Below are 24,229 nucleotides of genomic sequence, written 5' to 3'. Positions count from 1 at the left end.
ATGATGAACATCCAAGACAAACGCATCGTTGTCACCGGCGCGAGCGGCGGCATCGGGCGCGAACTGGTGCGACGCCTGAGTGCCGACGGCGCAAGGCTGTTGCTGGTCGGGCGCCAGCAGGCTGCGCTCGATGTGCTGGTGGCGCAGGCGCCTGATCGTGTGCAGACGGTATGCGCCGATCTCAACACGGCCGAGGGGCGTGATGCGGTGCTGGCGGCGGCGCGCGCTGGGGGCGGCGTGGATGGACTGGTGCAGTGCGCCGGCGCCGGTGGTTTCGGGCTGCTCGACGAGCAGGACGATGCCATGCTGGCTGCGCTGATCGACACCAACGTCACCGCCGTACTGCAGCTCACCCGGCGCCTGCTGCCGCTGCTGCGCGAGGCCGACGAGGCCGTGATCCTCAACGTCGGCTCCACGCTCGGTTCCATCGGCCACCCCGGATTTGTCGCCTACTGCGCGAGCAAGTTTGCCTTGCGCGGCCTGTCCGAAGCGCTGCGCCGGGAGCTGGCCGATACGCGCATCCGCGTGTTGTACGTTGCGCCGCGCGCCACGCAGACGCCCATGAATCCCGCCCGTCTGGTGGCCATGAACCGCGATCTCGATGTCGCCATGGATCCGCCCGAGCGCGTGGCGGCTGCGGTGTATGCCGCGCTGCGCAGCGGCCGTGACGAGACCTACATCGGCTGGCCCGAGCGGCTGTTCGTGCGGCTCAACGGATTGTTGCCGCGCTGCGTAGACCAGGCGCTGCGCCGACGTCTGCCGACCATCCTGCGTTTTGCCCGTGACCCCGCAACCGAGAGAACCCCGCTATGAAAAAGACCGTCCGCAACATCCTGCTGCTCACCGCCTGCCTGTGGAATCTGTCGGCCTTCGCGCTCGACGAGCGTGGTGCACAGCGGCTCGATTACCTCCAGCAGAGCTGGGCTGCCATCAACTACCGCATGTCGCCGGACGAGCGCAAAGCTGCCTTCGAACGTCTCGACGAGCAGGCGCGTCAGGCGCTGGCCGATGCGCCTGACTCCCCCGAACTGCTGATCTGGCACGGCATCATCCAGGCCAGTTGGGCGCGTGAGAAAGGTGGTCTGGGGGCACTCGATCTGGTCAAGCAGGCGCGTGCCAACTTCGAGGCGGCGCTGGCCCTCGACCCCGCGGCGCTCGACGGCTCGGCCTATACCAGTCTGGGCTCGCTGTACTACCAGGTGCCGGGCTGGCCGGTGGCCTTCGGGGACGACAAACGCGCGGAGGAGCTGTTGAAGAAGGCGCTCGATCTCAATCCGGATGGCATCGACCCGAACTACTTCTATGGCGATTATCTGTTCCGCGAGAAACGCTATGATGAATCGCGCGTGGCCTTGCTCAGAGCGCAGACTGCGGCCGCGCGGCCGGGCCGCGAAGTGGCAGACGAAGGGCGTCGCGCGGAGATCAGCGCGCTGCTGGCCAAACTGGACAAGAAGCTGAATTGACTCGGTAACCAGAGGAGGGTGAATGCGGGTATTGCTGGTCGAAGATGACGCGGATCTGGGCGAGGGTATCCGGGTAGCGCTCAAGCCGGAGAGCTATACCGTCGACTGGTTGCAGGATGGCCGCAGTGCGCTGCATGCCCTCACCACCGAGAGCTTCGATATCGTCATCCTCGACCTTGGCTTGCCACGCATGGACGGGCTGGAGGTGTTGCGCGCCTTGCGCACAGCGGGCAATCCCTTGCCGGTGCTGGTGCTCACGGCGCGTGACGCCACCTCAGACCGTATTGCCGGGCTGGATGCCGGCGCCGACGATTACCTGATCAAGCCGTTTGACGTGGCCGAGCTCAAGGCGCGTCTGCGCGCCTTGTTGCGGCGCAGCTTCAACCGTCCGCAGCCGGCGTTGGTGTACCGCAATATCGCGCTTGATCCGGCTGCGCAGACCGTCACGCTCGACGACAAACCCATATCGCTGACGCGCAAGGAGTTTCTGCTGCTGCACGAGCTGCTCAGCCAGCCGGGGCGGGTGTTTACGCGCGACAAGCTGCAACAGGTGCTGTACGGCTGGGATGAAGAGGTCGAGAGCAACGCGCTCGAAGTGCACGTCCATCACCTGCGACGCAAGTTCTTCCCGGACCTGATCCGTACCGTACGCGGCGTGGGCTATCTGGCGGACAAGGCATGAGGCGTTCGATCCGTTCGCGCGTGATGTTCTCGGTGCTTGGCCTGCTCGCCGTGGCCATGACCTTGCTCTCGGCCAAGGGCTATTTCGATGCCCGTCATGAAACCGAAGAGCTGTTCGACGCCCAGCTTGCGCGCAGTGCCCGTCTGATTCTGGGCATGCTCGATGCCGGCTTTGATCCTCAGGGGCGTCAGGCCGTGCAGCGCGCACTGGACGCGGCGATTGCGCGCAGCGGGAGCCCGGAAGCCGGACACCGCTACGAAACCAAACTGGCCTTCCTGCTCCTCGATGAAAACGCAGAGGTGCTGCTGGACTCGGCCAGCGCTCCGCCAGGGCTGGTCGAGGCGCTGCCTCAGGGCCGGGCGCCGGGTTACTACGATGTGCGGCTGGCTGGCCACGGCTGGCGTGTGTTCGTACTGGGCGAAGAGGGCACGGCGCGCTCGGTGGTGGTTGCGGAACGCGACGACGTGCGCGGGGAGCTGGTCAGCAGCATCACGCTGCGCAGCCTGTTGCCCGATGCGGTCGGCTTGCCCTTGATTGCCTTGCTGGTGTGGCTCGCCATTGGCTGGGGGCTGGCGCCGCTGCAGCGCATGGTGGCCACCATTCGCGCACGCGACGCCGACAATCTCGCGCCGATGTCGATGGCACCGCTGCCCGCCGAGCTGGAGCCGGTGATCGCTGCGCTCAACCGCTTGCTGGCACAGGTTGATGCGGTGTTGGGCCGCGAGAAGCGCTTCCTCGCCGATGCCGCGCACGAGTTGCGTACGCCGTTGGCCGTGCTGCGCATCCAGGCGCAGAACGCGGTTGAGGCGGCAGATCCGGCGGACCGTGCGCAATCGCTGCATGCGCTGGGTGGTGGGGTGGAGCGTGCCACCCGGGTGGTCGAGCAATTGCTGACCTTGGCGAGGCTGGAGCCCGGTGCGGCCGGGCTGCAGCATGCGCGACATGATCTCGGTGCGCTGGTGCGCGAGGAGCTGGCGGAACTGACCCCGCTGGCGTTGGCACGCGGGCAGGACATCGACTACTGTGCCGACGATGCGCTCGATCTGCGCATCGCGTGCGACGCAGCCGGCATCGGCACTCTGGTCCGGAACCTGGTCGGCAACGCCATCCGGCACGCGCCGCAAGGCGGGCGCGTGCGGGTCAGTCTGGAACGCGAGCAGCACGTATTGCGTTTGTGCGTCGAAGACAATGGCCCCGGTGTCCCCGCGGCTGACCGTGTGCGTCTTGCAGAGCGCTTCTGTCGGCTGGACGAGGGCGGCGGCGCGGGGCTCGGCTTGTCGATCGCCCGGCGTGTAGTGGAATTGCACGACGGGCGCCTGCGTTTTGGCGACTCCGCCCTGGGTGGCCTGAGTGTGATCGTCGAGTTGCCGGTGCACGACGCCGCCAAATGAATCTCCCGCGTCTCACGCATCCACCCGCCCGCTGCCATTGCAGGCCGGGCAGACATCTCCGCTGTCGCTGAGCAGGCCTGAACCGTCGCAATTCGGGCAGACCCGTCCCTTCGGGGCCGGCTTGCGTCCCAGATGCAGGAGAAAGCGGCGCTCAAAAGAGTTGAAGAACCAGTTCAGCAGTTTCACGACCACATCGATCATGCAGGTCGGAGGCGCTGCGCTGCTCTCGGGTTCCTCAATGGAGTACGCACTTACAACCAGTAGCGCGGGTAGCTGCCGCGTTTGCGCAGGTTGTTCACCACCCATGCCACGGCAATGATTGCGAGGGAGCCGAGCAGTACCGGCGTGAGCAGGAATTCGGGCGTCGCGTGACTGGCGATGACGACCATCGGGTTGGCGCCCGCCGGCGGGTGAACCACGCGCAGCGCCTGCATTGCGCCCAGAGACAGGCCGGTGGCAATGGCCATGCTGAGCCAGCCGTCACCGATCAGCCACAGGGCGAGCAGACCAAAGGTGGTGGCGACCAGATGTCCACCGAGGATGTGGCGCGGTTGTGCCAACGGACTGTCGGGCAGCCCGAAGGCGAGCACGCAGGTTGCGCCGAATGGTGCCATCTGCCACATGTAGCCGGAGGTCTCGGTCAGCCAGCCGGTGATGGCGATGGCGAGAATCGCGCCAATCGTCGAGATGAGGAGGAAGCGCAGCGGCGGGGCGGGCGGCAGCGTGACGGGGGCGGGTGCGGAAACCGTGCGCGGGCTGTTGGACATGATGATCTCCAGAGATGGGCCGGAAATGGCCTGATGCAAAAGTACACCGATCTGTCTACTTAGTAAACCGATCGGTGTACTTTTTTACGTGCGCACGCCATACTCGACCCATGAAAAAACGTGAAGATCTGGTCCAGAGCGCCTTTGAGCTGTTCTATCGACAGGGCTTTCATGTCACCGGTGTCGATCAGCTGAGCCGCGAGGGCAATGTCACCAAGCGCACGCTGTACCGTTATTTCCCGACCAAGGAAGAACTGGTGCAGGCGGCGCTGCGCCATCGCGACGAGCAGTTCCTGCTGAAGATGCAGACGCGTGTGGAAGCCGCGCCGGTGCCTGCGCGGCCGGCGGCCTATGTGGAGTTCGTCATCGAATGGACGCGCGAGCCCGGCTTTCACGGCTGTGCCTTCATCAACGCCGCAGCCGAGTTTCCGGCGGCGTCGGATGCCGCGCACGGCATTGCCGCCGAGCACAAGCGGCTGCTGCGTGACTACCTCGTCAGCGTGTGCCGCGAGGCAGGGCTGCCCGCACCGGAGTCGACCGGCATGCAGCTTTTCCTGCTCGGAGAAGGGCTGACGGTGGCGGCGCAGGTATCCGGCCCCGATGAAGCGCTGGAGGCCGAGGCCCGTGCGCTGGCGGCGGTGCTGACGCAGTCGGCCATATGAAAAAGGGCGACGGTCTGCACCGTCGCCCTTGCAGTTGTCAGCCGAGCAGCTTCAGGCCGCCTTGGCTTCGCCCACGCTGTGGCCGGTGACGCGGTTCACACCGCTGATCAGCGCCTTGATCGAGGCCGTGACGATGTTGGGGTCGATGCCCACACCGTAGCGGTCGCCGGCCACGCCGGGCGCCGTCACTTCGATGAAGGCGCAGGCCTGGGCGTGACTGCCTTCGCCCACCGACGGCATCGAACGCTCCTCGAAGCTGCGTACGTCGATCGAGAAGCCCTGCGCACGCAAGGCATGCACGGCGGCGTCGATGGGGCCGTTGCCCTCGCCGGTGAGCATGTGCGTGACGCCGTCCTTCTCCACCGTGATGCGGATGCCCTGCACCTTGCCCTGCTCGAACAGGTGGTGCTCGACGTAGCGCACCGGGCTGGCGGTGTCGAGGTAGGTCTGGTTGAACAGCTTCCAGATCGACTCCGCTGTCATCTCGCCGCCTTCGGTGTCGGTGACGCGCTGCACCTCGGCCGAGAACTCCACCTGCAGACGGCGCGGCATGACCATGCCGTACTCGGCTTCGAGCAGGAAGGCGATGCCGCCCTTGCCGGACTGGCTGTTGACGCGGATCACCGAGTCGTAGCTGCGGCCCACGTCGGCCGGGTCCATCGGCATGTAGGGCACGTTCCATTTCGCATCCGGCTTCTGCTTGGCGAAGCCTTTTTTGATGGCGTCCTGGTGCGAGCCGGAGAAGGCGGTGTAGACCAGATCGCCGACCCACGGATGGCGCGGATGCACCGGCAACTGCGTGCAGTGCTCGGCGGTGCGCGCGATGGTGTTGATGTCGGAGAAGTCCAGCCCCGGCCAGATGCCCTGGGTGTACAGGTTCATCGACAAAGTGACGAGGTCGACGTTGCCGGTGCGCTCACCGTTGCCGAAGAGGCAGCCTTCCACACGATCCGCGCCGGCCATGATGCCGAGCTCGGCTGCGGCCACGGCGGTGCCGCGGTCATTGTGCGGATGCAGGCTGAGGATCACGCTGTCGCGGCGGGCGAGGTTGCGGTGCATCCACTCGACCTTGTCGGCGTAGATGTTGGGCGTGGCCACTTCCACCGAGGCCGGCAGGTTGATGATGACCTTGTTGTCCGGCGTGGCGCCCCAGGCCGCGGTGACTGCATCGACCACTTCCTTGGCGAACTCGAGCTCGGTGTCGCTGAAGGTCTCGGGGCTGTACTGCAACACCCACTCGGTTTCCGGGTGCTGCGCGGTGAGCTCCTTGATGAGCTTGACCGCGTCCACCGCCATGGCCTTGACCTCTTCGCGGCTGAAGCCGAACACCACCTCGCGGAACTGGTCCGACGTGGCGTTGTAGACGTGCACGATGGCGCGGCGTGCACCGGCGAGCGACTCGATGGTGCGGCGGATCAGCGGCTCGCGTGCCTGCGTGAGGCCCTCGATGGTCACGTCTTCGGGGATGTGGCCTTCTTCGATGAGCTTGCGCACGAAATCGAACTCGGTCTGCGAAGCCGAAGGGAACGCCACCTCGATCTCCTTCAGGCCGATCTCGCACAGCATCTTGAACATGCGCAGCTTCTTCTCGCCATTCATCGGCTCGAAGAGGGCCTGGTTGCCGTCGCGCAGATCGGTACTCATCCAGATCGGCGGTTTGGTGATCGTCTTGTTCGGCCAGGTACGGTCGGGAAGATTGACCGGCGGGTAGGCGTGGTACTTGGTGGACGGATCTCTCAACATGTTCGCGCTCGCTTTGGCTGGTGTAGGAGTGCCGGGCAGCCGGGCAGGGGGCGAAAACGCGGGTGGCGCTTCGCTCTGCCTGTCGCCCCTGGCTTGTGGCCGGGTGGCGGTGCGCGGGGTGTCGGGTCTCGATCTGCCGCGGGCATGGCCGTCACTTCGATGGGAGAAGTTTACGCCTGTGCTCCAGGCATGAGCTTGCGAATCCGGTTTTGAATCGGGGTGGAGTTGGCAGATTGTTGCGCACTAATTGAATTTAGGCGTATAAATTGCCCATCAAACGCATTCGGGCTACGCAAGCATGAATCTAGACCGCTACGACCGCGCCATTCTTGAAGTCCTCCAGCAGGATGGCCGCATCAGCAACCAGGACCTCGCCGACCGCATCGGCCTGTCGCCCTCACCCTGCCTGCGCCGCGTGCGCGCGCTGGAAGAATCCGGCCTGATCATCGGCTACCGCGCTGTGCTCGACCCCAAGGCGCTGGGCCTGTCGCTGATGGCGCTGATCCACATCAGCATGGATAAACACACGCCCGAGCGCTTCGCCAACTTCGAGGCGCGCATCGCCGAAATCCCCAACATCGTCGAATGCTTGCTCATCACCGGTCAGCAAGCCGACTACCAGTTGAAGGCGGTGGTCACCGACATGGACGACTACCAGAACCTGCTGCTCAACCGCGTCACCCGCATTGAAGGGGTGACGGGGGTGCATTCGAGCTTTGTGATGCGGCGGGTGGTGGATCGGGGGGCGTTGCCGGTGGGGTGAGCGCGAGGCTATTGCTCGCTATTCTTCTCGGATCGGAATGACTTTCTGCCTCCGCCCGCGTGTGGGCTTGGGGTGTCTGCCCGACAAGCGGGCGAGCAAGGCGCGAAGGCGGTTTTGGGAGGGCGACTTCGAGGGGCCAGGGATCTTGCAATCATCCGGTTCGTCAAAGCGGACGAGTGACTGCTCCAGCCAGGTGTAGTCAGTCAGTTCCTCTGAGCTGCGATCAATGGATTCGCGCCAGCGCCCGCGCTGCGGCAGGGCGTGTCGCTCCTGGATGCCGACGGTGCCAAGGCAATGGGAACAGGCATCAAGCGGCTCGGGGGAATTGACGAATTCGAACAATTCGGCCTGCAGTGTCGGACGATCACTGATCGAAATTCTGTCACGCGCGCTGATGCCGCCCGTCAGCCGTCCGGCGTACATGCTCTGCGGACATTTGTAGAAGAATCCGTCACGCACACCGTGACATCCCCAGAAATTGGCGACCTTGCACGCTGTGTAAATACTGCGGATGAGTGCTTGATCCTGCGTGCCCTTGAGGGTGAACGTTGCTCGGAAGGTGTCGTAGTGGAATACCTTCAGTGGCTTGCCCATTGCAGCCATCCGTTCGCGAGCCAGATCGAGATTTTCCGCCGGCCCTGCACCCGGGTAGACCGATAGCTCGATCTGGTCGATGGCCTGCCAGAGTGCGTCCGGTGCCTTGTGCAGCAGCATGCCGTTTGTGACGAGGGAAATCGGGCAGTTCATGCCGGCAGAGCGTACTGCGTCGATCAGGGCCGGCAGATCACGGTGCATCAGCGGCTCACCTCCAAGCAGCTTGATGAACTTTGGTTGATAGATGCGCGCAAGGATCGAGAAATCCCTGTGCACGACATCGGGGTCAGCGAACCAGGGCGGCATGGCGGGGGAGGCGTGGTTGCAGCCCGCACAGGTGATGTTGCAGTGGTCGACGGCGATCAGTTCAAGGTGTGTGGGTGGAACGACATACCCGTTGATGATCCGGCTATGGCGTGCATTTTCGGGTTGCATGTCATTGTCGTAGCGATTGGTGTGGCTCCATCTTAGTACGGGGTGGGTGTGAGGTGGGAGCGCACTGTCTCAATGCGTGGTGAAGCGCACGTTCCCGCTTATTTGCCCTGCTTCCTGCTCTCACTGATCCAGTCCGACACTGCAAACAGCAGCCCCGATACGACGAAAGTCAGGTGAATCAGCACCTTCCACATCAGTTGTTCGCTTGTCAGCGTGGTGCTCACCAGAAAAGCCTTGAGCAGTTCGACCGCCGAGATGGCGACGATGGCGCTGATGAGTTTCATCTTCAGGTCGGCAAAGCCGACCTTGCCCATCCAGGCGGGCCGATCTTCGTGTGAACCGATGGCGAGTTTAGATACGAAGTTCTCGTAACCGCTGAACACGATGATGAGCAGCAACACCGCGATCAGGGCGGTGTCGACCAGGGTGAGGATGGAAATCACCGTGTCGTGTTCGATGATGCCGAGTGCTCCGCCAAACAGCGCGATCAGTTCCTTGGCGAACTTGATGAGCAGTACGCCGATGGCCAGGATCAGGCCGATGAAGAAGGGTGCGAGCAGCCAGCGGCTGGCGAAGATGGTGGATTCGAGGATACGTTCGAACTTGCCGGTGCTTGGCTGCATGGTCGCCTCCGAGGCTGAGAGCGTAAAGGATAGCGCCGTGATGTCCTGGTCGCCCCGGGAAGTGCGTTTTCGGAAACACGCGCGCGCTATGGTGCGTGTTGCTGGCTGCGTTGCCCACCGCGGGCCGGTGTTGTGCGCACTTGGTCAAGGAGAGGTTTTCTGCTGCAGTTGAATCTGGTCCGGATGGGGCCCATCACGAGGTGACGACATGAAATCGCTGAAACTCGAATTCCCCGGTCACGACGGAAGCCTGTTGGCGGCGCGGCTGGACTTGCCGGCCGGGGTGCCGCGCGCGTGGGTGCTTTTTGCGCACTGCTTTACCTGCGGCAAGGACATCTTCGCGGCGTCACGTATCAGCGCCGGTCTGGTGGAGAGCGGCCTGGCGGTGCTGCGCTTTGACTTCACCGGGCTGGGGGCAAGTGAAGGCGAGTTTGCCAACACCAGCTTCAGCTCGAACGTGGCTGACCTGGTGTGTGCGGCTGAGCATCTGCGCGAGCACCATCAGGCGCCAACGGTACTGGTGGGGCACAGCCTGGGCGGGGCGGCTGTGCTGGCAGCTGCTGAGCACATTGCTGAAGCGAAGGCGGTGGTGACAGTGGGAGCGCCTGCGGAACCGGTGCACGTGAAGCATCTGTTCGAAGGGCACGAAGAGGCGATCCGCAAGCAAGGCGCGCTCGAGGTCGACCTGGGCGGGCGACCGTTCACGATCACCAGTGCCTTTCTGGATGATCTGGAGGCCACTCGCATCCGCGACCGCGTCTCGCATTTGGGGCGCGCGTTGCTGGTGATGCACTCACCGCGTGACGAAATCGTGGACGTCGATCAGGCCCGCCGCATCTATGAGGCGGCGCTGCATCCGAAGAGCTTTGTGTCGCTCGATACTGCCGACCACCTGCTGCGCAAGCATGCAGACGCCACCTACGTGGCCCGCGTGATTGCCGTGTGGGCGGAGCGCTATCTGCCGGAGGTGGCCGAGCAGGCCGCGCCGGAAGAGGGCGCGGTGTCGGTTTCGCAAGTCGATCCGGAGGGCTTCACGTGCACGGTACGGGCGGGCCGTCACACGCAGATTGCCGACGAGCCGGCGGCCATGGGTGGGGCGGATCTGGGGCCATCGCCCTATGACTACCTGTTGGCGGGTCTGGGCGCCTGCACGGCGATGACGCTGCGCATGTACGCACGCCGCAAGAAGATGGCGCTGGACGAGGTTACGGTGCATCTGCGCCAGCGCCGCGTGCACGCGGCGGACTGTGAGGCATGTGAAGACAAAAACGGGCAGATCACCGAGATCACGCGCGAGATTCGTATCACGGGTGATCTGGATGGTGAGCAGCGTGAGCGCCTGATGGAGATTGCTGACAAGTGCCCGGTGCATCGCACGCTGGTTGAGCCGATTCACATCGTGACCACACCGGCTGATGCGTGAGTCGCTGGTTCATGGGGGCTGCCGGGTGTGAGGCGTCCAGCTGGACCGGGGGCGTGTCTGTGCGGCCGGTTCCTGCCGCGACGCAGGAGAGAGTCATTTCATGAAGTCAAATACGGTTTCGTAATGCAAAAATAACTCTCTATAGCATTGAAAATAAATAAAAATATAAATCTTATGTCTTATATAAGAGTTGTTGTTGCGCCGCCGCATGATGCCTATACTGTTTCTCACGCGCTGCCGGTTTCGATGCCGACAGCGGGGGCAGGAGGCAAGACCGTGCAAGCGTGACCAGGTCAGCGGCGCGGCGGCCTTCGTGATCCATAACCGGCCTGACGGAGTACGCCATGACCATGACCCGAGAGCAGCAGATCGCCGCCCTGAAACACGACTGGGCAACCAACCCGCGCTGGAAGGGCATCAAGCGCCCGTATTCGGCAGAAGACGTCGTGCGTCTGCGCGGCTCCATCCAGGCTGAAAGCACGCTTGCCCGCGTCGGTGCCGAAAAGCTGTGGAAGCTCGTCACCGAGACGCCGTATGTGAACTGCCTGGGCTCGCTCACCGGCGGGCAGGCCATGCAGCAGGTCAAGGCCGGCGTTAAGGCCATCTACCTGTCGGGCTGGCAGGTGGCGGCCGACAACAACACCTATGGCGCGATGTACCCGGACCAGTCGTTGTACCCGGTCAATTCCGTGCCGCAGGTGGTGCAGTCCATCAACAACACCTTTGAGCGCGCCGATCAGATCCAGTGGAGCAAGGGCGTGAATCCGGGCGATGCTGGCTACGTTGATTACTTCGCGCCGATCGTGGCGGATGCCGAGGCTGGTTTCGGTGGCGTGCTGAATGCCTTTGAGCTGATGAAGGCGATGATCCGCGCCGGTGCGGCCGGGGTGCACTGGGAGGATCAGCTGTCGTCCGTGAAGAAGTGTGGCCACCTTGGCGGCAAGGTGCTGTTGCCGACCAATGAATCGAACCAGAAGCTGATCGCGGCGCGACTGGCGGCCGACGTGATGGGTGTGCCGACGCTGGTGATTGCCCGCACCGATGCCGAGGCTGCCGATCTGGTGACCAGCGACCACGACGAGAACGACAAACCCTTCATCACTGGCGAGCGCACGCCGGAAGGTTTCTACCGCACCTACAAGGGCTTCGATCAGGCGGTATCGCGCGCCGTGGCCTACGCCGAGTACGCTGACATGGTGTGGTGCGAGACCGGCACGCCGGACCTGGACTTTGCCAAGCGCTTTGCCGAGGCGGTGCAGCGTGCGCACCCGGGCAAGATGCTGGCCTACAACTGCTCGCCGTCGTTCAACTGGAAGAAGAACCTGGACGACGCGACCATCGCCAAATTCCAGCGTGAGCTTGGCGCGATGGGCTACAAGTACCAGTTCATCACGCTGGCGGGCATCCACTCGATGTGGTTCAACGCCTTCGATCTGGCGCACGACTATGCCCGTCGCGGCATGAGCGCCTATGTCGAGAAAGTGCAGGAGCCCGAGTTCGCCGCGCGGGATCGCGGCTATACCTTCGTGTCGCATCAGCAGGAAGTCGGCACCGGATACTTCGACGACGTGACCACGGTGATCCAGGGGGGCAAGTCCAGCGTGACTGCGCTGACCGGCTCGACCGAGGAAGAGCAGTTTCACTGAGCCTTGTTGCTGCTCACGCGACGGAAACGGCCACCTGTCGGTGGCCGTTTCCGTTTCGGTTACAGAGCGGCTTCGCCGTCGGCGCTCTCGCGTCGGAACAGCGTGGCGTAGGCGCCGTTGGCGCGTAGCAACTGCTCGTGGGTACCACGCTCGACAATGCGGCCGTCTTCGAGCACGAGGATCTGCTGCGCATCCATGACCGATGACAGGCGATGCGAAATGATCATGGTCGTGCGCCCTGCGCGCAACTCGGCCAATGCCTTCTGGATGGCACTTTCAGTGGTGTTGTCTAGCGCCGAAGTGGCCTCGTCGAGGATGAGGATCGGCGCATTCTTGAGGAAAGCGCGGGCGATGGCGATACGCTGGCGCTGTCCGCCGGACAGCTGTGTGCCATGTGCGCCGATGAGCGTCTGGTAACCGTGCTCAAGGCCTTCGATGAACTCAGCGATATGGGCAGCCTGCGCCGCCGCGGCGACTGCTTCCGGTGTGGCGTTGGCCAGCTCGCCATAGGCGATGTTGTTGTGAATGGTGTCATTGAAAAGCTGGACTTCCTGTGACACCACCGCAATCTGTCGGCGCAGGTCTTTGAGGTTGTACTGATTGATGTCGACATCGTCGATGAAGATCTGGTCATCGGCACAGCTGTAATAGCGCGGGAGCAGCGTCGCCAGGGTCGATTTCCCGCTGCCCGACCGGCCGACCAGCGCACAGGTTTGGCCGGGAGGGATTCCAAACGACACGCCCTGCAGCACCGGCGATGTCGACGTGGCGTAGGCGAAATCAAGGCCTTCGACGCGAATCGAGCCTGCGACCCGCTCGACGCGACGGGGTCCGCCCTCGCCCTCGGTGGCAACGTTGAAGAATCCGAAAACGTTCTCGGCCGCTGCCAGCCCGCGCTGCAGGTTGACGCTCAGCTCGGACAGGTGACGCATCGGTTTGGGCAGCAGCGCAGCAGCGGTGATGTAGGCGATCAGGTCTCCGGCGGTGGCTTCGGCGCGGAAATAGAGCACCATGAACATCACGCCGGCCAGCGCGACGGCCGTGATGAGCTGGACGATGGGAGTGAATACGGCACTGATCTTCACCAGACGCAGCTGGCGTGCCATGTTCTCCTTGAGTGTCCTGCGGAAGCGCTGATACTCCTGCTCCGACGCGTCAAAGCTGCGTACCGTGCGATGGGCGCCAACGACTTCGGTCAGCACCTGGGTGACGTTGCCCATCGCCTTCTGGATATCGCGACTGATGGAGCGGAAGCGCTTCGCACCGCTTCGTGCCAACAGCAGCAGGGGTGGGGCGGCGAGGAACAGCGTCAGCGTCAGACGCCAGTCCTGCCACATCAGAAAGGCCAGCAGTGCAATGACGCTGAGGCCGTCTCTGAACAGGATCTGCAGCGATTCGGTGACCGAACTGACAACCGTGCCGACATTGGCCGTGACGCGCGTGTGGATGTGTCCTTTCTTGTGGGCGTCGAAATACTCCTCGGGCAGCGCCAGCAAGTGCCGGAAAAGGCGCTTGCGCAGGTTGTGGCCGATCATCTGCGAGACCCGGGTGAGGGTGTAGCTGCCAATGAAGGAGCCAACGCCCTGATAGACGGTGACAAGAATCAGGATCAGCGGGAAGCCGTAGAGCATCGGCATGCCGAGCACAAAGGCTTGCTCCGGGTTGTTGATGCCGTCCACAAAGCCTTTGAGGATCCACGCCATCGCGGGTTGGCCCGAAGCGTAGAGGCTGAAGCCAGCGATGCTGAGCACGAACAGCGGCCAGTAGGGCACCAGCAACGACGCCGAGCGCCGGAACAGGGCCATGTCCGAAGTAGCGGGTTTGCTGTCGCGTCTTCGTGTCATCAGGCTGTGGGCAAGTGCAGATTGGGCTTCACTTTACCCGAGCGCCTGGTGAGCGACGGTTCCGGGAACGGCGGCATCACGGTCGATCTGTTCGATCATGGTTCGGATGCCCTGCAGGCGCAGGTCGTGAATCTTGCGCATGTCTTGCCGGAGAGGGTGGGTACTGCTGGTGATTGAAGTCCCGCTGGCAAGCCGGGCAACCCAGCCGGCGAACGCGAACTGACCTTCTTCGGGCGATATTCTCTTGCGCGGCAAATCCCAGGGGTCGTCGGTGAGCGTCAGCCACGGGCCAGGGACGCGCAGGCGTGCGAACAGCTCGATCTTGTTGCGGTTGCCGTAGGGCAACTCAGGGTCGAATTCTTCCCGGCTGTCGCGGCGCACGATGATCTGCGGTTCATCCTGTGGTGTCCGGTAGAAGTCGGCTTTGAGAAGAAGGCGGTTCTCCTCAATGCGCGTCAGCGGGACTAGAAAGTAGCGGAGATGCGGGCGACTTTCGATGGAGCGCCGGATATCGTTCCATGCGTTGGTGGTGACGAAGGTCGCTCCATCCCAGGGCAGCACCCATTTGAACTGGCATTTGCCGTCATGCAGGGCCCGGTTGCGTGCTGCATTGATGTTCATCGCGTACAGGACTTTCGGGCGCAACAGGGCGAGCTCAAGCCGCAAGCGTGCACGTTCGTCGAGCCGGCGATACTCCCAGCTGTCGAGGTAATCGGGGTGAGGCAGGCAGTTCGTATCAGTGCCGAGCTTGCGGTACTCGTCGAACTCGAAGGGGATGAGGTCGTAGCGTTGTCCGAAGCGTTCAAGTAGCGCAATGATGTCGGCCTGGCGTTGCGGGTCGTAGATGCGGTTGATGATCCAGCGCTTCTCGCACCGCTCCAGCACCGGCTCGTGCTCAAGGATGAAGCGCAGGCTCTCCAGGGTCTGGCCATTGTGGTGTCGCGGCGGCAGGTCATTGCCGATGACGCGGTAGAGCCCGTAGGTGTCGGCTTCCTGGCTGATACCCAGGCTGCCATATTCCTCGCGCAGCGACGCATCCTGACGATGCCTGCGTCGACGCAGAGCCCGGAACGGGTCTCCGGTGATTTCGGACAAGCGCTTCTTGAGCTTGTAGGTCCAGGGCATGAGTTTCAACGGAACCAGCCGAACAGTGAGCGCTGTTTGCGCTTGCGCTTTTCCAGCCGATGCGTGAGCTTGTCATGGATGAGTTTGAGTGCATGCGCGTATAGCGCGTCCTTCTTGCGCGGGTCTAACGGACAGATGTCCGATACGCGCAGATTCTTTGGTAAGGGAGGAATGGGCCGATCGGCGATGCGTGCGTAGTCCAGACTGGGGAAAGTCAGGCCATAGCGTTCGCGTAGCCAGCACAGATCGGTACTCGAGTAATCGATGTACTCCGCAAGTTCGGGATGCAGCTCTGGCTTGCTGCTGGGTACACCCGAGGCCTCGACCTCTACGAGCGCACGGCGCAAGGCAATGATGTCGTCGAATCGATCGTCATCGCCTTTTGGATGGATGGTGCGACGATAGTCTTGCAGAATCTCCATCGATTCAGCGCTGAGCGATTCATTGGCCGAAACGTGAGGGATTTCTATACCGGCGGATTCGGTGGGTTCGAGGCAGCGGGACAGGAAGTCGGCGGTGATGTCCCCGTGCAGCAATGCTGAGCGATCATAGCGTAGCGCGACCAGCTTGTTGCTCATGCATTCTTCCCAACTCTCGATGAAGTTTCTGGTGTAAACCGGTGCAGGAGGTGCGAAATTGCCGGCATCTTCGCGCAATCGCTGTTGTGTTGCCGAGAGGTACTGACGGGAGGGCTGCCGGAAGTAGGCAATCGTCACGATTTCATCGCTCAGGCTGCGCAGTTTCTCGCGCAGCAAGCCGCGATGATCATGCGAGAGCGCATAGAACAGCATCTCGCTAGACAGTATGAGTTTGTGCGGTCTGTATTGCTGGATGTCCGAACGAACGGTGTTCCATGCCGCCGGAATCGTGTGTGTCAGATAGTTTGGATTTCGCCGGATCTTGTCGCGAAACATGCCTGTCAGACAGTCCGGATTCTCGGTCAACAACCACAGGAAGTTGTGGTTGTTGAAGCCTGTCGTCGGCGTTGGAAACAAGATGCCACGCTCGCGCAGAGCTGGGCTCATGGCCGTCAGGGCATTCTGCAGGGCGGTGGAGCCGGTCTTGGGCATCCCGATATGAAGAATCAGCTGCATGCGTTCAGTCCTTGGCGAGACCGGCGTCGGCCTGTTCGATCATTGCGAGGATTGCGATCTGGCGTTGGCGAAAGCGCTTGCTCGTGGAGATTTTCGGGTCAGACGGAGGGGGCTCGCCACTGGACAGACGGCATATCCAGCCGGCCGCGGTAAAGATTCCTTCGTCGGCTGAGACTCGGTTGCGGCGCAAGTCCCATGGGTCGTCGCGCAGGTCGTGCCATGGGCCCGGCACGCCCAGACGCCAGAACAGCTCAAGTTTGTCACGGCGTCCATAGGTGAAAGTCGGGTCGAACCTCTCTGCAGTGTCGCGGCGGAACACCATCTGAGGTTCGTCGATGGGGCGTGCGTAAAAGCAAGGGTCGAGCAACTGGCGGTTGTCCTCGATACGGCACATTGGTATCAGAACGTACGGGTACCACGGGCGCTGCCCGATTGCGTGGGTCAGCTCCGACCAGGCAGGTGCCGTGAAGAAGCATCCGCCATCGAGCGGGAGCACCCATTTGCTGCGCTGCGAGCCAAGACTCAATGCCAGGTTGCGCGCCCCGTTCACATTCATGATGTAGTTGGTCTTGAGGCGATTGAGTGCGAGGGTCAGGCGGGTGCGCTGATCTTCGGTCAGGCGGCGGCAGGCTGCGCTTTCGAGATAGTCCGGGTCCGGCAGGCAGCTGTAGTCCAGGCCGATCTGTCGATACTCCTCGGCAACAAACGGGATGTGCTCGTAGGGCTGCTCAAACTCATCAAGCAGCCGCAGGACCATCTCTTCGCGGGCCGGGTTGTGAATGCGGTTGACGATCCAGCGCTTCTCGCAAGCCTCCAGTCGGGGCTCGTGTTCCAGGATGAAGCGGAGATTGCTCTCGGTCTGACCGGCCGTGTGTCGCGGGGGGAGGTCGTTGCCGATGATGCGGTACAGAGCGTAGGTGTCCGGCTGCTCACTCACCGACAGTTTTTCGTACTCCGCGCGAAGTTCGTCCTCACGGCGGTGTCGATGCCGCAGCAGCTTGCGGAGGGGGTCGGTACGCAAGGCCGACGCATACTTTCGGAGTGTGTAGCGGGTCAGCATTGCTTATCGAGGAAGGCCCTGATGTGTTGGCGAAGAGTGCCGAGGCGTCTTGTTCTTCGCGGCGGCCGTGCTCTGCAGTTCCGGATCCTGCGCATTCTGCGCGAGCAGGGGCAGCACTACCAGCCTGAATTTGTTGAGTGGCTTTTCGGGTGGGCGAAAAAGTGGATATTGCCGGGGCAAAAGCAAGACGCCGCCCGGAGGCGGCGTCTTGCTTGTTTCTGGCTCCCCGACCTGGGCTCGAACCAGGGACACACGGATTAACAGTCCGTTGCTCTACCAACTGAGCTATCGGGGAATAAAGAGGTACTTCCGGGTACTGCATGTGCCCCGCCAGGCGGCGTGACACGCTGTTTGGCTCCCCGACCTGGGCTCGAACCAGGGACACACGGATTAACAGTCCGTTGCTCTACCAACTGAGCTATCGGGGAACAGAGGCGCGCATTCTAGGCAACGCACGCCTCATGGTCAAGAAACGATGCGACTTATTGGACGACTGCGGCGATGGCCTTGGCAACGTAGTCGATGTTGCGGCTGTTCAGCGCGGCCAGGCAGATGCGGCCGGTGCCGACGGCGTAGATGCCGAACTCTTCGCGCAGACGCTCCACCTGGTCCTTGGTGAGGCCGGTGTAGGAGAACATGCCGCGCTGCGCGATGACGAAGGAGAAGTCCTGCTTCACGCCGGCTGCCTTGAGCTTTTCAACCAGGCCGGTGCGCATGGCGCGGATGCGATCACGCATGCCGGCCAGCTCTTCTTCCCACTGCTTGCGCAGCTCGGGGGAGTTGAGCACGGCTGCGGCGACGATGCCGCCGTGGGTCGGCGGGTTGGAGTAATTGGTGCGGATCACGCGCTTGACCTGCGACAGCACGCGGCCGGCTTCTTCCTTGCTCTCGGTGACGATGGACAGCGCGCCGACGCGCTCGCCGTACAGAGAGAAATTCTTGGAGAAGGAGCTGGCGACGACGAACTGCATGCCGCTGTCGGCAAACATGCGTACCGCAGCGGTGTCAGCCTCGGGGCCGTCACCGAAGCCCTGGTAGGCGATGTCGAGGAAGGGCACCAGTTTCTGCGCACGGCAGGCCTCGACCACTTCACCCCACTGCGCTTCGGTGATGTCGGCGCCGGTCGGGTTGTGGCAGCAGGCGTGCAGCAGCACGACCGAGCCGGCCGGCAGGCTGGCCAGCTTGGCCTTCATGGCGGGGAAGTTCGCGCCGCGGGTGGCCGCGTCGTAGTACGGATAGGTTTCGACCTTGAAGCCGATGGATTCAAACACCTGGCGGTGGTTTTCCCAGCTCGGGTCGGAAAGGTACATCGTGGCGTTCGGCAGCAGCTGCTTGAGGTAGTCACCGCCGACCTTGAGTGCGCCGGTGCCGCCCAGGGTCTCGAACGTGGCCACGCGGCCGGACTTGACCACTTCGGAGTCCGCGCCGAACAGCAGGCTCTGCACCGCGCCGTTGTAGGCGGCTGCGCCTTCGATGGGCTGGTAGCCACGCGGCAGGCCGGCTTCGACGCGGGCCTTCTCGGCGGCCTTGACGCAGGCCAGCAGCGGGATCTTGCCGTTGTCGTCCTGGTACACGCCGACACCGAGGTTCACCTTCTCGGTGCGGGTATCGGCGTTGAAGGCTTCGGTGAGCCCCAGGATGGGGTCGCGCGGGGCCATTTCGACGTTGGCGAAGATCGATGCAGACATGTCCATTCCCTTTGAGTGGTGTGCCGCGAGGCATGAGCCGTTTACCCTGGCGGGGCGATGAGGCCGTGCTTTGAGCGACGATTTGCGAAATAATTGGCGGTCGGGGCCGGGCAGCGCATGCCCACTGGAATTGCCGGTTTTCAGCCCACGTACAGGAGCAAGAGTCTACCATGACAAGCCCCACGGGCACGGACAGCGTCATCACCTACGAAGGTAGCCCCTTCCGTCTGCATCAGCCGTTTGCGCCTGCTGGCGACCAGCCTGCGGCCATCGAAAAGCTGCTCGAAGGCATCGGTGACGGGCTGATGTTCCAGACCCTGCTCGGCGTCACCGGTTCGGGCAAGACCTACACCATGGCCAACGTGATTGCACGCAGTGGTCGGCCGGCCCTGGTGCTTGCCCCGAACAAGACCTTGGCGGCGCAGCTGTATGCGGAATTTCGCGAGTTCTTCCCCGAGAACGCCGTCGAGTATTTCGTCAGCTACTACGACTACTACCAGCCCGAGGCCTACGTACCGTCGCGGGATATGTTCATCGAGAAGGATTCCTCGATCAACGAACACATCGAGCAGATGCGCCTGTCGGCCACCAAGAGTCTGCTGGAGCGTCGTGATGTGGTGATCGTGGCCACCGTGTCGTGCATTTACGGTATCGGTGATCCGTCCGATTACCACGCCATGGTGTTGCACCTGCGCGAGGGCGAGCGCATGGCGCACCGCGATCTGATCGAGCGCTTGGTGGCCATGCAGTACACGCGCAATGACGTTGATTTCCAGCGCGGCTGCTTTCGCGTGCGCGGAGATGTGATCGACGTCTTCCCGGCCGAGAACGCCGAACTGGCGGTGCGTGTCGAGATGTTCGACGACGAGGTCGAGCATCTGACGCTGTTTGATCCGCTGACCGGGCATCTCAAGCACAAGCTCGCGCGCTTTACGGTGTATCCGTCCAGCCATTACGTGACGCCGCGCGCGACAGTGCTCAAGGCCGTCGAGGGCATCAAGCAGGAGCTGAAGGAGCGGCGCGAGCAGTTTCACCGATCCGGCAAGCTGGTCGAGGCCCAGCGCATCGAGCAGCGCACGCTGTTCGACCTCGAGATGCTGGCCGAGATGGGCTTCTGCAAGGGCATCGAGAACTATTCCCGCCATCTCTCCGGGCGCGCCTCCGGCGAGCCGCCGCCGACACTGATCGACTACCTGGCTTCGGACGCGCTGCTGTTCGTCGACGAATCGCACGTCGCGATTCCGCAGATCGGCGGCATGTACAAGGGCGACCGCTCGCGCAAGGAGAACCTCGTCGAGTACGGCTTCCGCCTGCCGTCGGCCGTGGACAACCGGCCGCTCAAGTTTGATGAGTTCGAGCGTCTGATGCCGCAGACGGTGTTCGTTTCCGCCACGCCGTCCGACTACGAGGCCCAGCATCAGGGGCAGGTGGTCGAGCAGGTGGTGCGGCCCACCGGGCTGGTCGACCCGTTGATCGAGGTGCGCCCGGCGACCACGCAGGTCGATGATCTGCTGTCCGAGATCAAGCGCCGCGTGGCGGTCGAGGAGCGCGTGCTGGTCACGGTGCTGACCAAGCGCATGGCCGAGGACCTGACCGAGTACTTCCGGGAGAACGGCATCCGCGTGCGGTACCTGCACTCGGACATCGACACCGTCGAGCGCGTCGAGATCATCCGCGACCTGCGCCTGGGCGAATTTGACGTGCTGGTCGGCATCAACCTGCTGCGCGAGGGGCTGGACATACCCGAAGTGTCGCTGGTGGCGATTCTGGATGCCGACAAGGAGGGCTTTCTGCGTTCCGAGCGCTCGCTGATCCAGACCATCGGCCGCGCCGCGCGCCACCTGCATGGCACGGCCATTCTGTATGGCGACCGCGTCACGCGCTCCATGAAGGCCGCCATGGACGAGACCGAGCGGCGCCGCAACAAGCAGATTGCCTTCAACGAGGCCAATGGCGTGACGCCGCGCAGTGTCTCCAAGCGCATCAAGGACATCATCGACGGCGTGTATGCCAGCGGCGGCGACGATGTGAAGGCCTCGCGGGTAGCCGACAGCGCCCGCATCGACTACGCCCTGCTGGACGAGAAAGGGCTGGCAAAAGAGATCCAAAAGCTCGAGAAGGCCATGCAGGTGCATGCGCGCAATCTTGAGTTTGAGCAGGCAGCTGCGATGCGCGACGAGCTCTTCCGCCTGCGTCAGCGCGCCTTCGGCGCGGATGTGCACGACGGAGGCGGGGACGCATGAGTGCAGAGGGTTCGATGCGCGTGCTCTTTGTATGCACCGGAAACATCTGTCGCTCGCCAACCGCCGAAGGGGTGGCGCGGCGCATGTTTGCCGAAGGAGGCTTGTCCGTGGCGGTGACGTTCGATTCCGCCGGCACGCAGGGATATCACGTCGGCGAGGCGCCCGACGCGCGTACCCGGGAGGCGGCCGCGCGACGTGGCTACGACCTCTCGTCCCAGCGTGCCCGACGTCTGGAGTTGGCGGACTTCGAGCGTTTTGATCTGGTGCTTGCGATGGATCGCGGGCACCTGGAGCAGATGCAGAGAATATGCCCGCCGCACCTGCAGCAGCGCGTTGATCTGTTCATGGCCTGTGCGCCGCAGGCGGCAGCCGATGAGGTTCCCGATCCCTACTACGGTGATGGCGGAGGATTCGAGCACGTGCTGGATCTGTGCGAAGCCGGTGTCCGCGGGCTGCTTGAACGGATCGCTGCCGGGGGCGGCCGCGTTTGATCTCGCGTTGACCGGCCTCTCGCCGCCGCGTATTTTCACAAACTCATTCACATGTCCTGCCGGCGCCCCTGACCACGCTCATGTCCCGATCCAACCGCAACGACATCGGAGCGCCTGTCGCGCGCGATTCCGAAACCCAGGCGCAGTACGCGTATCGTCAGATCGAGGAGATGATCGTCAAGCTGTCGCTGCCCCCGGGTAGCCGGATTTCCGAGAAATCCATCAGCGCGCAGCTCGGTATCGGCCGTACGCCGGTGCGCGAGGCCCTGCAGCGTCTGGCCTACGAGCGGACCATCAAGGTGTTGCCGCGCTCGGGTGCGGTTGTGTCGGAGATCGATATCGCCGAACACTTCAAGCTCATCGAGGTGCGGCGCGAGCTGGAGCGGATTCTGGTCGGGCGTGCCGCGCGGCTGGCCGAGCCCGCCACCTGCAAACGTTTTGCCGAGCTGGCCGGGCGTTTCTTCGAGGCGGCCGAGCACGACGACGAAGCCATCTTCCTGCCTGCCGACGCCGAGTTCAACGCGCTGGTTGCCGAGACCGCGCGCAACGACTACGCTGCAGCGGCCATGCGGCCCTTGCAGGCGCAGACGCGACGTTTCTGGTATCTCTACTTCCGTCAGGTCGGCGATCTGGCCCAGGTATCCGGTCTGCATGCCGAGATCGCCGAGGCGATCGGGCGCAAGGATGAAAAGCGCGCGCGCGAGGCTTCCGACCGTCTGGTCGACTATGTCGAGCAGTACACCTACCGCACCATGCGGGCGCTGCTCTGACGTCCCGCCTGATTTCTGACATGGCAGATTGAGCGCTGCTGTCTGCCTTTCTGCGGGCATTCCCCACGAAGTATTCCTGACGTGGCGTATTCACGCCACGTTTCTGTGCGCTCTGACGGCGCCCCAATAAAGTGCGCTCAGAGCTGCTTTTGCACGAATTCAGTGCATTGATTGGAAAAGAGTATTCCCGTGCAGTACAAGCGTTGCAAACCTGCAGCAGCCCCATTTATGGCGGCTCACGAGCATGGTGGTGAGGTGGTGAGAAGCATGCCCGGGGGCGCGGCTGGATTTCACCGGCACAACAATTTGCTTGACTCAATCCGCACGAATCCTAAACTTGCATGGCAATTGGCATTCTGACATGTCAGTTGTGGCGGATCGCCATTTGGGGAAATTTCCAAATGAGCGGGGGCATCTGATGTGTCAGGATGCAGACGGGCTGGAGATGTCCGCAACCCGACATCGACGTCCCGAGAATGTTTTTTGTCTGACTTAGAAAAGCTGGTACGGAGTTTGCAGTAGTCGCGAGTGGGGCGGTCGTGTTGTCCGCAGTGGTGCAAGCCTGCAAGGGTGCGCCGGACGTGGGCGGTCGATCCCGGATTTTCCTTTTCGGTAATGGAGAGTGATATGAATCGACGTGGCATGCTTAAAGGTACCCTTCTCGCGAGCGGCGCAGCCGCTACGGCAGGTTTTCCCCTCATCGCGAGTGCGCAGAAAAACTTCAACTGGAAAATGACCACCACCTGGCCGGCCGGTACGCCTTACTACCAGTCCGGTCCCGGCAGCGCAGAGGCTTTCGCCAAGCGCGTCGAAGCCATGTCCGGCGGCCGCATCAAGATCAAGGTGTATGCCGCGGGCGAACTGGTGCCGGCTTTCGAGGGCTTTGACGCCTGCTCGGCCGGCATCGTCGAGATGAACCACGGCGTGTCCTACTACTGGGCCGGCAAGACCTTTGCCGCACAGTACTTCGCCACCGTTCCCTTCGGCATGAGCTTTGTCGGCCACCATTCGTGGCTCTATCACGGCGGCGGTATGGAGCTGTGGCGCGAGGTCTACAAGCCCTTCAACGTGGTGCCGATGGCAGCCGGTTGTACCGGCGTGCAGATGACGGGCTGGTTCAAGAAGCCGGTCGAGAGTGCGGCCGACTTCAAAGGCCTGAAGATGCGCATCCCGGGTCTGGCGGGTCGCATGTACGCCGCGCTGGGTGTGGACGTGAAGCTGCTGCCCGGTGGTGAGATCTTCCCGGCGCTGGAGCGTGGCGTGATCGACGCCGCGGAGTGGGTCGGCCCCTTCCTCGACAAGCGTCTGGGCCTGCAGAACGCAGCCAAGTACTACTACACGACCGGCTGGCATGAGCCTGCAACGACCTCCGAAATCGTCATCAACGACAAGGCCTGGGCGAGCTTGCCGGACGATCTGAAGGCCATCGTGCAGGCCGCGGCAGACGCCACCAACCAGGAAGGCATGCTGTGGATTGAGGCGCAGAACGGTCCGGCCCTGGCCGATCTGGTCGAAAACTCCGGCGTCAAGGTGGCGCGCTTGCCTGAGGACGTCATCAAGGCCCTGCGCGAATCCAGCCGCAGCATCCTGAATGACGCCGCGGCCAAGGATCCGATGGTCAAGAAGGTCCATGACTCGTTCTTCGCGTTCAAGGCGAAGCACGACAAGTGGAACCAGATCAGCGAAACGACCTTCGCCACGACGGTCCGCTAAGCGGTGCCT

Annotated in this window: 22 protein-coding genes and 2 tRNA genes; 12 read left to right on the top strand and 12 right to left on the bottom strand. The window is 63.0% G+C overall.

Annotated features, from left to right (window positions below):
• The first annotated feature begins 3 nt into the window (after positions 1 to 3).
• The 4 genes from AC6H0R_RS01550 to AC6H0R_RS01535 are packed head-to-tail and all read left to right on the top strand — an operon-like array spanning position 4 to position 3,536.
• Positions 4 to 813 carry an SDR family oxidoreductase gene (locus tag AC6H0R_RS01550; protein WP_497579577.1) on the top strand — a complete coding sequence of 270 codons (810 nt, stop codon included), beginning with the start codon at positions 4 to 6 and terminating at the stop codon, positions 811 to 813.
• Positions 810 to 1,463, top strand: a complete 654-nt coding sequence (locus AC6H0R_RS01545; protein ID WP_497579576.1) for a hypothetical protein — start codon at positions 810 to 812, stop codon at positions 1,461 to 1,463. The genes AC6H0R_RS01550 and AC6H0R_RS01545 overlap by 4 nt, the downstream gene beginning before the upstream one ends.
• Before the next feature lie 22 nt (positions 1,464 to 1,485).
• Positions 1,486 to 2,145 carry a response regulator gene (locus tag AC6H0R_RS01540; RefSeq protein WP_497579575.1) on the top strand — a complete coding sequence of 220 codons (660 nt, stop codon included), beginning with the start codon at positions 1,486 to 1,488 and terminating at the stop codon, positions 2,143 to 2,145.
• Complete coding sequence (locus AC6H0R_RS01535; RefSeq protein ID WP_497579574.1) at positions 2,142 to 3,536, top strand: ATP-binding protein; 1,395 nt, start codon at positions 2,142 to 2,144, stop codon at positions 3,534 to 3,536. Before AC6H0R_RS01540 ends, AC6H0R_RS01535 begins: the two co-directional genes overlap by 4 nt.
• A gap of 12 nt (positions 3,537 to 3,548) precedes the next feature.
• Here AC6H0R_RS01535 and AC6H0R_RS01530 read toward each other — a convergent pair whose 3' ends face one another.
• Together AC6H0R_RS01530 and AC6H0R_RS01525 are read right to left on the bottom strand one after the other, a co-directional pair.
• Positions 3,549 to 3,737, bottom strand: coding sequence for a hypothetical protein (locus AC6H0R_RS01530; RefSeq protein WP_497579573.1), 189 nt, complete (start codon positions 3,735 to 3,737; stop codon positions 3,549 to 3,551).
• Positions 3,738 to 3,787: 50 nt separating this feature from the next.
• On the bottom strand, positions 3,788 to 4,303 hold the full coding sequence (locus AC6H0R_RS01525; protein WP_497579572.1) for an HPP family protein: 516 nt from the start codon (positions 4,301 to 4,303) through the stop codon (positions 3,788 to 3,790).
• Positions 4,304 to 4,413: 110 nt separating this feature from the next.
• Between AC6H0R_RS01525 and AC6H0R_RS01520 the strand changes: the two genes are divergently transcribed.
• Positions 4,414 to 4,965 (top strand): TetR/AcrR family transcriptional regulator, encoded by a 552-nt coding sequence (locus AC6H0R_RS01520; RefSeq protein ID WP_497579571.1) that lies wholly within the window; start codon positions 4,414 to 4,416, stop codon positions 4,963 to 4,965.
• Between the two features lie 51 nt (positions 4,966 to 5,016).
• On the opposite strand, the gene leuA is transcribed toward AC6H0R_RS01520, so the two are convergent.
• Positions 5,017 to 6,708 carry a 2-isopropylmalate synthase gene (leuA, locus tag AC6H0R_RS01515; protein ID WP_497579570.1) on the bottom strand — a complete coding sequence of 564 codons (1,692 nt, stop codon included), beginning with the start codon at positions 6,706 to 6,708 and terminating at the stop codon, positions 5,017 to 5,019.
• Between the two features lie 298 nt (positions 6,709 to 7,006).
• On the opposite strand from leuA, the gene AC6H0R_RS01510 reads away from it, so the two are divergent.
• Complete coding sequence (locus tag AC6H0R_RS01510) at positions 7,007 to 7,471, top strand: Lrp/AsnC family transcriptional regulator (RefSeq protein ID WP_497579569.1); 465 nt, start codon at positions 7,007 to 7,009, stop codon at positions 7,469 to 7,471.
• Between the two features lie 18 nt (positions 7,472 to 7,489).
• Here the strand turns inward: AC6H0R_RS01510 and AC6H0R_RS01505 are convergent, their stop codons facing one another.
• Both AC6H0R_RS01505 and AC6H0R_RS01500 read right to left on the bottom strand, forming a co-directional pair.
• Positions 7,490 to 8,500, bottom strand: a complete 1,011-nt coding sequence (locus AC6H0R_RS01505) for a radical SAM protein (RefSeq protein WP_497579568.1) — start codon at positions 8,498 to 8,500, stop codon at positions 7,490 to 7,492.
• 98 nt (positions 8,501 to 8,598) lie between these two features.
• Positions 8,599 to 9,123 (bottom strand): TIGR00645 family protein, encoded by a 525-nt coding sequence (locus AC6H0R_RS01500; RefSeq protein ID WP_497579567.1) that lies wholly within the window; start codon positions 9,121 to 9,123, stop codon positions 8,599 to 8,601.
• A 208-nt stretch (positions 9,124 to 9,331) separates the two neighbouring features.
• On the opposite strand from AC6H0R_RS01500, the gene AC6H0R_RS01495 reads away from it, so the two are divergent.
• Both AC6H0R_RS01495 and aceA read left to right on the top strand, forming a co-directional pair.
• The gene (locus tag AC6H0R_RS01495; RefSeq protein WP_497579566.1) at positions 9,332 to 10,546 is read left to right on the top strand and encodes a bifunctional alpha/beta hydrolase/OsmC family protein; all 1,215 of its coding nucleotides are present in this window, start codon (positions 9,332 to 9,334) and stop codon (positions 10,544 to 10,546) included.
• A 344-nt stretch (positions 10,547 to 10,890) separates the two neighbouring features.
• Positions 10,891 to 12,192 (top strand): isocitrate lyase, encoded by a 1,302-nt coding sequence (aceA, locus tag AC6H0R_RS01490; RefSeq protein ID WP_497579565.1) that lies wholly within the window; start codon positions 10,891 to 10,893, stop codon positions 12,190 to 12,192.
• 59 nt (positions 12,193 to 12,251) lie between these two features.
• Here the strand turns inward: aceA and msbA are convergent, their stop codons facing one another.
• The 7 genes from msbA to AC6H0R_RS01455 form a co-directional block, all read right to left on the bottom strand.
• Positions 12,252 to 14,036 (bottom strand): lipid A export permease/ATP-binding protein MsbA, encoded by a 1,785-nt coding sequence (gene msbA, locus AC6H0R_RS01485; protein WP_497579564.1) that lies wholly within the window; start codon positions 14,034 to 14,036, stop codon positions 12,252 to 12,254.
• A 33-nt stretch (positions 14,037 to 14,069) separates the two neighbouring features.
• Positions 14,070 to 15,170: a hypothetical protein gene (locus tag AC6H0R_RS01480; protein WP_497579563.1), complete on the bottom strand. Its 1,101-nt coding sequence runs from the start codon at positions 15,168 to 15,170 to the stop codon at positions 14,070 to 14,072.
• Positions 15,167 to 16,255: a hypothetical protein gene (locus tag AC6H0R_RS01475; protein WP_497579562.1), complete on the bottom strand. Its 1,089-nt coding sequence runs from the start codon at positions 16,253 to 16,255 to the stop codon at positions 15,167 to 15,169. Before AC6H0R_RS01475 ends, AC6H0R_RS01480 begins: the two co-directional genes overlap by 4 nt.
• Positions 16,256 to 16,259: 4 nt before the next feature.
• Positions 16,260 to 17,315: a hypothetical protein gene (locus tag AC6H0R_RS01470; protein ID WP_497579561.1), complete on the bottom strand. Its 1,056-nt coding sequence runs from the start codon at positions 17,313 to 17,315 to the stop codon at positions 16,260 to 16,262.
• A 219-nt stretch (positions 17,316 to 17,534) separates the two neighbouring features.
• A tRNA-Asn gene (locus AC6H0R_RS01465) sits at positions 17,535 to 17,610 on the bottom strand.
• Between the two features lie 57 nt (positions 17,611 to 17,667).
• Positions 17,668 to 17,743: transfer RNA gene (locus AC6H0R_RS01460), tRNA-Asn, on the bottom strand.
• A 54-nt stretch (positions 17,744 to 17,797) separates the two neighbouring features.
• On the bottom strand, positions 17,798 to 19,003 hold the full coding sequence (locus AC6H0R_RS01455) for an amino acid aminotransferase (protein ID WP_497579560.1): 1,206 nt from the start codon (positions 19,001 to 19,003) through the stop codon (positions 17,798 to 17,800).
• Positions 19,004 to 19,173: 170 nt separating this feature from the next.
• On the opposite strand from AC6H0R_RS01455, the gene uvrB reads away from it, so the two are divergent.
• The 4 genes from uvrB to AC6H0R_RS01435 all read left to right on the top strand — a co-directional run bounded on the left by uvrB (position 19,174) and on the right by AC6H0R_RS01435 (position 24,220).
• A complete protein-coding gene (uvrB, locus tag AC6H0R_RS01450; RefSeq protein ID WP_497579559.1) occupies positions 19,174 to 21,246 on the top strand; it encodes an excinuclease ABC subunit UvrB in 2,073 nt (690 codons plus the stop codon).
• Positions 21,243 to 21,737, top strand: a complete 495-nt coding sequence (locus AC6H0R_RS01445; RefSeq protein WP_497579558.1) for a low molecular weight protein-tyrosine-phosphatase — start codon at positions 21,243 to 21,245, stop codon at positions 21,735 to 21,737. Before uvrB ends, AC6H0R_RS01445 begins: the two co-directional genes overlap by 4 nt.
• 80 nt (positions 21,738 to 21,817) lie before the next feature.
• The gene (locus AC6H0R_RS01440; protein ID WP_497579557.1) at positions 21,818 to 22,507 is read left to right on the top strand and encodes a GntR family transcriptional regulator; all 690 of its coding nucleotides are present in this window, start codon (positions 21,818 to 21,820) and stop codon (positions 22,505 to 22,507) included.
• Positions 22,508 to 23,239: 732 nt separating this feature from the next.
• Complete coding sequence (locus AC6H0R_RS01435; RefSeq protein ID WP_497579556.1) at positions 23,240 to 24,220, top strand: TRAP transporter substrate-binding protein; 981 nt, start codon at positions 23,240 to 23,242, stop codon at positions 24,218 to 24,220.
• Positions 24,221 to 24,229: the final 9 nt, after the last annotated feature.

It is taken from the genome of Pseudazoarcus sp. NS36 (genome assembly GCF_059703705.1).
The sequence above is the reverse complement of the archived record's forward strand: the minus strand, read 5'-3'. Positions and strand labels throughout refer to the sequence as shown.

Excerpts from the sequence above, each read along its gene's own strand:
- AC6H0R_RS01550 (WP_497579577.1), top strand. The coding sequence starts at position 4 with ATGAACATCCAAGACAAACGCATCGTTGTCACCGGCGCGAGCGGCGGC.
- AC6H0R_RS01545 (WP_497579576.1), top strand. The coding sequence starts at position 810 with ATGAAAAAGACCGTCCGCAACATCCTGCTGCTCACCGCCTGCCTGTGG.
- AC6H0R_RS01540 (WP_497579575.1), top strand. The coding sequence starts at position 1,486 with ATGCGGGTATTGCTGGTCGAAGATGACGCGGATCTGGGCGAGGGTATC.
- AC6H0R_RS01535 (WP_497579574.1), top strand. The coding sequence starts at position 2,142 with ATGAGGCGTTCGATCCGTTCGCGCGTGATGTTCTCGGTGCTTGGCCTG.
- AC6H0R_RS01530 (WP_497579573.1), bottom strand. The coding sequence starts at position 3,737 with ATGATCGATGTGGTCGTGAAACTGCTGAACTGGTTCTTCAACTCTTTT.
- AC6H0R_RS01525 (WP_497579572.1), bottom strand. The coding sequence starts at position 4,303 with ATGTCCAACAGCCCGCGCACGGTTTCCGCACCCGCCCCCGTCACGCTG.
- AC6H0R_RS01520 (WP_497579571.1), top strand. The coding sequence starts at position 4,414 with ATGAAAAAACGTGAAGATCTGGTCCAGAGCGCCTTTGAGCTGTTCTAT.
- leuA (WP_497579570.1), bottom strand. The coding sequence starts at position 6,708 with ATGTTGAGAGATCCGTCCACCAAGTACCACGCCTACCCGCCGGTCAAT.
- AC6H0R_RS01510 (WP_497579569.1), top strand. The coding sequence starts at position 7,007 with ATGAATCTAGACCGCTACGACCGCGCCATTCTTGAAGTCCTCCAGCAG.
- AC6H0R_RS01505 (WP_497579568.1), bottom strand. The coding sequence starts at position 8,500 with ATGCAACCCGAAAATGCACGCCATAGCCGGATCATCAACGGGTATGTC.
- AC6H0R_RS01500 (WP_497579567.1), bottom strand. The coding sequence starts at position 9,123 with ATGCAGCCAAGCACCGGCAAGTTCGAACGTATCCTCGAATCCACCATC.
- AC6H0R_RS01495 (WP_497579566.1), top strand. The coding sequence starts at position 9,332 with ATGAAATCGCTGAAACTCGAATTCCCCGGTCACGACGGAAGCCTGTTG.
- aceA (WP_497579565.1), top strand. The coding sequence starts at position 10,891 with ATGACCATGACCCGAGAGCAGCAGATCGCCGCCCTGAAACACGACTGG.
- msbA (WP_497579564.1), bottom strand. The coding sequence starts at position 14,036 with ATGACACGAAGACGCGACAGCAAACCCGCTACTTCGGACATGGCCCTG.
- AC6H0R_RS01475 (WP_497579562.1), bottom strand. The coding sequence starts at position 16,255 with ATGCAGCTGATTCTTCATATCGGGATGCCCAAGACCGGCTCCACCGCC.
- AC6H0R_RS01470 (WP_497579561.1), bottom strand. The coding sequence starts at position 17,315 with ATGCTGACCCGCTACACACTCCGAAAGTATGCGTCGGCCTTGCGTACC.
- AC6H0R_RS01455 (WP_497579560.1), bottom strand. The coding sequence starts at position 19,003 with ATGTCTGCATCGATCTTCGCCAACGTCGAAATGGCCCCGCGCGACCCC.
- uvrB (WP_497579559.1), top strand. The coding sequence starts at position 19,174 with ATGACAAGCCCCACGGGCACGGACAGCGTCATCACCTACGAAGGTAGC.
- AC6H0R_RS01445 (WP_497579558.1), top strand. The coding sequence starts at position 21,243 with ATGAGTGCAGAGGGTTCGATGCGCGTGCTCTTTGTATGCACCGGAAAC.
- AC6H0R_RS01440 (WP_497579557.1), top strand. The coding sequence starts at position 21,818 with ATGTCCCGATCCAACCGCAACGACATCGGAGCGCCTGTCGCGCGCGAT.
- AC6H0R_RS01435 (WP_497579556.1), top strand. The coding sequence starts at position 23,240 with ATGACCACCACCTGGCCGGCCGGTACGCCTTACTACCAGTCCGGTCCC.